Origin of the sequence: Prevotella sp. AM23-5 (assembly GCF_003473645.1) — a bacterium.
Lineage (GTDB): Bacteria > Bacteroidota > Bacteroidia > Bacteroidales > Bacteroidaceae > Prevotella > Prevotella copri_A.
Genome location: NZ_QUCG01000084.1, coordinates 1 through 6,283, shown reverse-complemented (window position 1 = coordinate 6,283; position 6,283 = coordinate 1). Strand labels below are relative to the sequence as shown.

The 6,283-nt window shown below is 37.5% G+C and carries 11 protein-coding genes; 10 read left to right on the top strand and 1 reads right to left on the bottom strand.

Annotated features, from left to right (window positions below; genetic code table 11):
- Positions 1-212 precede the first annotated feature (212 nt).
- From DW657_RS18210 to DW657_RS14895, 8 genes are all read left to right on the top strand, one after another.
- Positions 213-368: a hypothetical protein gene (locus DW657_RS18210; RefSeq protein WP_176425456.1), complete on the top strand. Its 156-nt coding sequence runs from the start codon at positions 213-215 to the stop codon at positions 366-368.
- 38 nt (positions 369-406) lie between these two features.
- Positions 407-967: a GNAT family N-acetyltransferase gene (locus tag DW657_RS14920; protein ID WP_233547116.1), complete on the top strand. Its 561-nt coding sequence runs from the start codon at positions 407-409 to the stop codon at positions 965-967.
- A gap of 339 nt (positions 968-1,306) precedes the next feature.
- A complete protein-coding gene (locus tag DW657_RS18205; protein WP_176425457.1) occupies positions 1,307-1,474 on the top strand; it encodes a hypothetical protein in 168 nt (55 codons plus the stop codon).
- A gap of 402 nt (positions 1,475-1,876) precedes the next feature.
- A complete protein-coding gene (locus DW657_RS14915; RefSeq protein WP_118313240.1) occupies positions 1,877-2,149 on the top strand; it encodes a hypothetical protein in 273 nt (90 codons plus the stop codon).
- Between the two features lies 1 nt (position 2,150).
- Positions 2,151-2,546 (top strand): type II toxin-antitoxin system VapC family toxin, encoded by a 396-nt coding sequence (locus DW657_RS14910; protein WP_118313239.1) that lies wholly within the window; start codon positions 2,151-2,153, stop codon positions 2,544-2,546.
- 283 nt (positions 2,547-2,829) lie between these two features.
- On the top strand, positions 2,830-3,006 hold the full coding sequence (locus tag DW657_RS17935; RefSeq protein ID WP_158577399.1) for a hypothetical protein: 177 nt from the start codon (positions 2,830-2,832) through the stop codon (positions 3,004-3,006).
- 332 nt (positions 3,007-3,338) lie between these two features.
- A complete protein-coding gene (locus DW657_RS14900) occupies positions 3,339-3,590 on the top strand; it encodes a hypothetical protein (protein ID WP_118313237.1) in 252 nt (83 codons plus the stop codon).
- Between the two features lies 1 nt (position 3,591).
- The gene (locus tag DW657_RS14895; RefSeq protein ID WP_367400150.1) at positions 3,592-3,774 is read left to right on the top strand and encodes a hypothetical protein; all 183 of its coding nucleotides are present in this window, start codon (positions 3,592-3,594) and stop codon (positions 3,772-3,774) included.
- A gap of 306 nt (positions 3,775-4,080) precedes the next feature.
- On the opposite strand, the gene DW657_RS14890 is transcribed toward DW657_RS14895, so the two are convergent.
- Entirely contained in the window at positions 4,081-4,287 is a 207-nt protein-coding gene (locus DW657_RS14890; RefSeq protein WP_147381968.1) for a hypothetical protein, read from the bottom strand.
- Between the two features lie 318 nt (positions 4,288-4,605).
- Here DW657_RS14890 and DW657_RS14885 point away from each other — a divergent pair, with 318 nt between their 5' ends.
- The gene (locus DW657_RS14885; RefSeq protein WP_118313235.1) at positions 4,606-5,841 is read left to right on the top strand and encodes an AAA family ATPase; all 1,236 of its coding nucleotides are present in this window, start codon (positions 4,606-4,608) and stop codon (positions 5,839-5,841) included.
- Entirely contained in the window at positions 5,838-6,272 is a 435-nt protein-coding gene (locus tag DW657_RS14880) for a hypothetical protein (protein ID WP_118313234.1), read from the top strand. The genes DW657_RS14885 and DW657_RS14880 overlap by 4 nt, the downstream gene beginning before the upstream one ends.
- Positions 6,273-6,283: the final 11 nt, after the last annotated feature.

The following is a 6,283-nucleotide window of genomic DNA, read 5'->3' as shown; positions in this document are numbered from 1 at the left end:
CCCACAGTTTTTTTTGATCTATGCGGTCTTGGGAATAGGGGCACGCAGATTTCGCAGATGACGCAGATCTTGACCTGTCCGGTCTGGGGATTTCGCAGATTTCGGGAGATTTTGCTGATGACTTGCAGAATTCTTGCTTTATTCTTGGTGGTTTCGAAGAAAAAGCGTATTTTTGTGGCAAGTTAATAAACTAAATAATAGGAGATAAGATTATGGCAATAGATATAAAGGTTATTCCAACTCTTCATGGTGATGAAGCTATGCGCTTTATCAATAATGCTGATGAGGTAATGAAAAGTAAAGAGCGTGTTGATTTTTCTGAGAAAATAGCTATAGCTCGTGCTATATTAAAAAAAGCAGGAATGTAATCATGGGATTTTTATTAGATAAGTGTAAACTTAAAAAGATGGATGACGAGATTCTTTCAACTTGCCATCCTTTTACTTGTGGAGATGAGGATTTGGATGATTTCTTTCTACACGATGCAATGCGTTATAAAGCAGAATTGCTTGGTAAAACTTATTGCTTTGTGCTGGATGATGATCCTAAAACCATTGTTTGTATGTTTACTTTGTCTAATGATAGTATTAGAGTAGATGTCATACCTAATAGTCGTGGTCGTAAACTGTCTCATGATATTCCTAGAGAGAAACGAATGCGTAGGTATCCTGCTGTACTTATAGGAAGGCTTGGAATTAATGTTGACTTTCGTCATCAAGGTATAGGGTCAGAATTATTGGATTTCATAAAATCTTGGTTTGTCGATGAAGATAATAAAACAGGATGTCGTTTTTTGATAGTTGATGCCTATAACTGTATGGTTCCATTGGATTTTTATCAAAAGAATGAATTCTTGTTTTTGTTTTCGACGGAACAGCAAGAAGCTGAGAATCTTGGTTATGACATGACCAAGTCGTTGCATACGCGCCTCATGTATTATGATTTGAAGAAGTTAACTTCAAATTGAAAAACGTATTAACACTATGCGCCATTTGTATTATCAGAAGTTTGACAAGAACCGGAGTTTTAAAGATTTGTGGACCAAGCAACATTGCAATCTAATATCAAAAAGATGAGATTTGAAAATATAGAAATTAATCAAGATTTTCGACCTATTCGGTCTTGAGATAAAGGTCACGCAGATTTCGCAGATGACCCAGATTTTGACCTGCTCGGTTTGGGATTTCGCAGATTTCGGGTATTTCGCTGATAACTTGCAGAATTTTTGTTTTTTTCTTGGTGGTTTAGAGAAAAAAGCATAACTTTGGCGGCAGAATTCAATTAAAGATTTTAATGGAAAACTATTATGGATACATTGGATAAGGATTTTTGGGAAAAACGTGAAGCTGCTATGAAAAGATTTATGGCGGCAAAAGAACGTAAAAAGGCTCGTGTAGCAGAAATTACTAAGAGCCTTTGTGAGGAATATAAGGAGCGCACGGGAGTATATCCTAAATATATTAACATTTGGTAATGAAACCTCTTTTTGGGGATATAATTGCCCTAATTTCTTTGAATGCTGCTTTTGCTCTTGCAGTTACTTCGTCCTCTTCCAGCTAGGCTTTCTGTGGATTGTCCTTTCGGATGGTTTCTGATGTCTGTACCATAAGCTTATCATTATTAACGTTTTACTTTCTGAGTGCAAATATATGGCAATATGAAGGAGAATCGTGCAGAAGGGCGAATCTTTTAAAAAAGATTAAGGCTTTGTCACGCAGATGGCGCAGATTTCACAAATATAGACCTATTCGGTCTTGGGATTTCGCAGATTTGGGGTAATTTGCAGATAACTTGCAGATTTCTTTCTTTTTTCTTGGTGGTTTCGAGGAAAAAGCGTATTTTTGTGGCAAAGTTGAACGTTTAAAAGGAGAAGATTATGAATATGGTTGCTTTAAGTAATAGGCTTGCAAGTAAGGTTCCTCATTGGCATGAACTCGAAAAGTTGAGTAAGGAAGATAAGATAGAGGTTATTGCTTTACTTTCCATGTCGATAGCAAATGCAGAGGAAATAAAAACGCCAGCAGATAGAACTAAAGAAATGGTAGAACGTTGTTGTGGTTCTTGGGTTGGCGAACAGTCGGCAGAAGATATTATAGCAAATATCAACGAAAGTAAAATGTCAAAGTCAGAACCTGTTAAGTTTGGGTGATATGAACTACTTGTTGGATACTAATATTTGTGTCTATTTTATGAGGGGTAAACGAAGTGTAGCTGCTAAAATTGCAGAAATAGGACTAGAACATTTCTTTATCTCTGAGATGACTTTAGGCGAATTACTTTATGGTGCTCAGTGTAGCGATAGACCGTCTGAGAATATAAAAGCAGTATCTGTGTTTTGCCAGTATGTAACAATACTACCAGCTGCAAATGTCTGGAATGAATTTGCAGTTCAAAAGGCTTTTCTCCGTAAAAAAGGTCAGCTTATTGAAGATGCAGACATTATCATTGGCACTACTGCTATTGTAAATAATATGGTTATGGTTACAGAAAACGTTAAGCATATAGGAAGACTTAACGGTATTGTTGTTGAAAATTGGATAAAGTAGTCTGTACGGAGCCTTTGGATAAGTTCGCCACACTTGGCAATTTTGAATGAGGTTCCCACAGATATCACGGATTTCCACAGATTTTTTTTGTCTATGCGGTTGGATGAAGGTCACGCAGATTTCGCAGATTTCGCAGATCTTGACCTGTCCGGTCTGGGATTTCGCAGATTTCGGGAGATTTGGCTGATGACTTGCAGAATTCTTTCTTTTTTCTTGGTGGTTTCGAGAAAAAAGCGTAATTTTGGCGGCAAGTTGTATAAACTAAATAATAGGAGATAAGATTATGGCAATAGCTATTAAAACAATTCCAGTATTGACTGGTGATGTTGCAGAGCGCTTTATAGAGATTGCAGAGAGTAGTAGAAATACTGCCACAACTGTGATTCCTGAAGGAGCACAAGATGCAATCCATCGTATGATGGAACGCTCAAAAAATGTAAAGATTAAACTTCCTCTTTAATTAAATTGGCTGGTGAATAATTATCAATTTGATATAATGGAAAGATGCGACTACCTTTGCATCCGAATTCTTAAAAATCAGAATTATAGAAACAAAGGAATACTTCGAAAAGATGATGCAGGACTTTAACCAGAACCGTAGAGGGCGAAACCTGCGTAAGTATTGTAGTGATGAAGAAATCGACTACAAGTGGTTGTCTGAATACAAGAAGTAGTACTTTTATGGACTGAAAAAAGACCTTTAACTTAAAATAATGCAAGAAGTTTGGCGGTGTGAGGGGAAAAATGTATTTTTGCAACCTAATTCAGTAAAACGTTTTAAAGGAGAAGATTATGAAACAGATATTAGTAACGGTAGATACTAACCAGTCTCTGCAAAACATTCGTAAGGCTATTAATATGCTTCGTGGTGTTGTGTCAACTACAGTTGTAAAAGAGCCTGTCTTGACAAAGACACAGAAGCAGCAAGCTTTTGTGAAGGAAAGTTTGACAAGAGCTTTGCAGGAAGTGAAACTTGCTAAGTTGGAAGGAAGAAAACTACCAGATGCAAGGGATTTATTAAAAGATTTAGAAATGGAAGATTGACATGAAAATACATGTTGAATATGGCTCTGAGTTTAAAAGACAGTTTAAACGTTTGGCTAAAAAATATCATTCATTGAAGTCTGACTATGATGCTTGGTTAGATGAAATTTATAAAAATCCTCTTGTTGGAGATGACCTTGGTGGTGGCGTTCGTAAGAAATGTAACTCTTCTTACAATCTATGACAAGGGAGAAATCTCTAATGTCAAGGATGAATTTATAGAATTCTTGATTAAAAACTTATAAGCAATAATTCCCTATCTGTAAGTTGATTGGCTTACGGATTGGGAACGAAGATAAACGTTTAAATGTGGAAGTTTACTTCTTTCAACCACTTCTTTACATCGTATATCACCATTACAGCGTTGAGCGGATACTTACGATGGGAGTGAAATTCTTCGAACCACCTAGTTTTCTCCTTCCAAGGAGAACTCCATAAAGTCTTACTAAGCCTCTCTCTTGCCCAAAGAGAGAGGCTTTTTATTTAGCCATTATGAATGGTTGCGCTCTTTCCTTAGTCGTCTGACCTCTCTGATTTCTTCATTGATTTCATCGAGAGTCATTTCTGGAAATTCACCTCTTTCTGCCATAGCCCTAATTTCTGCGAATGCTGCTTTTGCTCTTGCAGTTACTTCGTCCTCTTCCTGCAGGGCTTTCTGCCGGTTATCCTTTCGGATGGTTTCTGATGTCTGTGCCATAAAGCTTATCATTATTAACGTTTTACTTTCTGAGTGCAAATATATGGCAAAATGAAGGAGAATCGTGCAGAAGGGGGAATCTTTTAATATTGATTAAGGCTTTTCGACCTATGCGGTCATTGAGAGTAGGGTCACACAGATTTGGCTTTCCCTTCGGCCGCCGATTATCAATTCGCAGATGACGCAGATTTTGACCTGTTCGGTTTGGGATTTTGCAGATTTCGGGAGATTTTGCTGATGACTTGCAGAATTCTTGCTTTTTTCTTGGTAGTTTCGAAGAAAAAGGGTATATTTGCAATTCAATAAAGGATTATAAATATGGCAAGACTGATCATAAGAAATATAGGACCTATAAAGAATGTGGATATTGAACTGAATAAAGTCAATGTCTTCATTGGCGAGCAAAGTAGTGGAAAGAGTACAATCGCAAAGATTGTAAGTTTCTGCTTATGGCTGGAAAAAACTGTGAACAAGGATGATGTGTTCTTTGGAGAAGGAAAAGAGGCATATCGTCGTTTACAGACTTATCATCATATTCAGTCATATTTTCGTGAGGACTCTGTTATTTGCTATCTTGGTGAAAATCTCGCTTATGCCTATAATTGGCCAGCTGAAGAGCCGATGCCGTATTCTGGATGGGAAATTGTTGATAGTCAGCATTTTTCAGAAAAGGAGTTTTTTTTATACCCTGCTTCTAAGGTGGTTAATCCGAAAGTTATCTATATTCCTGCAGAACGAAATTTCGTTTCTGTGGTTCCTAATCTGCAAAAATATGCCGAGAATGACGATAACTTGATGGATTTCCTGCTAAGTTGGCAAGAAGCAAGGAAAAAGTATTCTACTTCTCATAAACTCACTCTTCTCAATTTGGGTATGGACTTCTACTCTCAAGATGGTGTCTCTAACATGGTGGCTCTTCCAGAAGGTGGGGTAGTTGCCTTGGAGGCTGCTTCAAGTGGATTGCAGAGTATAGTTCCTTTGCTTACTCTGATAGATTGGTTGGCTAAGGGAATCTATCAGGAAAACAAACCGTATTCCTTTGAGGAAATAGAGAAGATCAGACATTTGCTTGATGAAGTAGGGAAGGATTTGTCGAGTGACAATAATAGCTTGAAGGAAAGATTGGCAGGTATTGTAAATGGTAAAATTTATACACATACGCAGTTTGTCATAGAGGAGCCTGAGCAGAATTTATTCCCTACAACCCAGCGTGATTTGGTGTATTACTTGCTGAAGACCATCAATCATGGAAGGAAACACCGCTTGGTGGTTACTACTCATAGCCCTTATATTCTTCATGCTTTCAACAATAGCATGATATTAGGGCAGGTACAAGCTGAATTGCCAGAAGAACTTAAAACGGAGTTGGATTGCAAGGATGCTGCAATCTTACCGGAGTTTGTGAGTGTTTGGCAGATTTCTGATGGCTGTCTTGTTGATATCAAGGATGGTAGGACTAATACGATAGGTAAGCATTATTTCAATGATGTGATGAATGATATATTGGATGATTATTATCTGATGTTGCCTTATATTAAAATTGCAAAATCATGATAGAGAAACTATTGGGTGTATTGCCAGAACATAAGGATTATCTTGATTCTCTTCAGGGTAAGGTGCTCTATGTAGCAGACTGGAAGGATGAGAACAATGGTGGCATTTCTTTTACTGATTATGATGTGGAAAGAGCTGCTGTAAGGTTGCTGAATCCTAGTATGCTATCTGTATTCTGTGATAAGTTCCCCGAAAATGCTCTACCAATAAAGAAGGGGTGCTTTTCACAGCAATGTGAATGTATCTTGTTTCCTCAGGATGAAGCAGAAGATACTGATGACTGGCGGTTGTTTATAGAAACAAAGTATGCTAAAGATGAGGCAAAGGCTCGTGATGAAAGGAATAACTATCCTCAAAAGATGGTTGGGCAAATAGAGGCAACTGTTGAATATTTCAGGAACAAAGGAATTTTGAGAGAAAAGAACGCCTAAAAAGGCAAAAA

Coding starts and splice junctions, on each gene's coding strand:
- DW657_RS18210 (WP_176425456.1), top strand. CDS start 213: ATGGCAATAGATATAAAGGTTATTCCAACTCTTCATGGTGATGAAGCT.
- DW657_RS14920 (WP_233547116.1), top strand. CDS start 407: ATGGATGACGAGATTCTTTCAACTTGCCATCCTTTTACTTGTGGAGAT.
- DW657_RS18205 (WP_176425457.1), top strand. CDS start 1,307: ATGGATACATTGGATAAGGATTTTTGGGAAAAACGTGAAGCTGCTATG.
- DW657_RS14915 (WP_118313240.1), top strand. CDS start 1,877: ATGAATATGGTTGCTTTAAGTAATAGGCTTGCAAGTAAGGTTCCTCAT.
- DW657_RS14910 (WP_118313239.1), top strand. CDS start 2,151: ATGAACTACTTGTTGGATACTAATATTTGTGTCTATTTTATGAGGGGT.
- DW657_RS17935 (WP_158577399.1), top strand. CDS start 2,830: ATGGCAATAGCTATTAAAACAATTCCAGTATTGACTGGTGATGTTGCA.
- DW657_RS14900 (WP_118313237.1), top strand. CDS start 3,339: ATGAAACAGATATTAGTAACGGTAGATACTAACCAGTCTCTGCAAAAC.
- DW657_RS14895 (WP_367400150.1), top strand. CDS start 3,592: ATGAAAATACATGTTGAATATGGCTCTGAGTTTAAAAGACAGTTTAAA.
- DW657_RS14890 (WP_147381968.1), bottom strand. CDS start 4,287: ATGGCACAGACATCAGAAACCATCCGAAAGGATAACCGGCAGAAAGCC.
- DW657_RS14885 (WP_118313235.1), top strand. CDS start 4,606: ATGGCAAGACTGATCATAAGAAATATAGGACCTATAAAGAATGTGGAT.
- DW657_RS14880 (WP_118313234.1), top strand. CDS start 5,838: ATGATAGAGAAACTATTGGGTGTATTGCCAGAACATAAGGATTATCTT.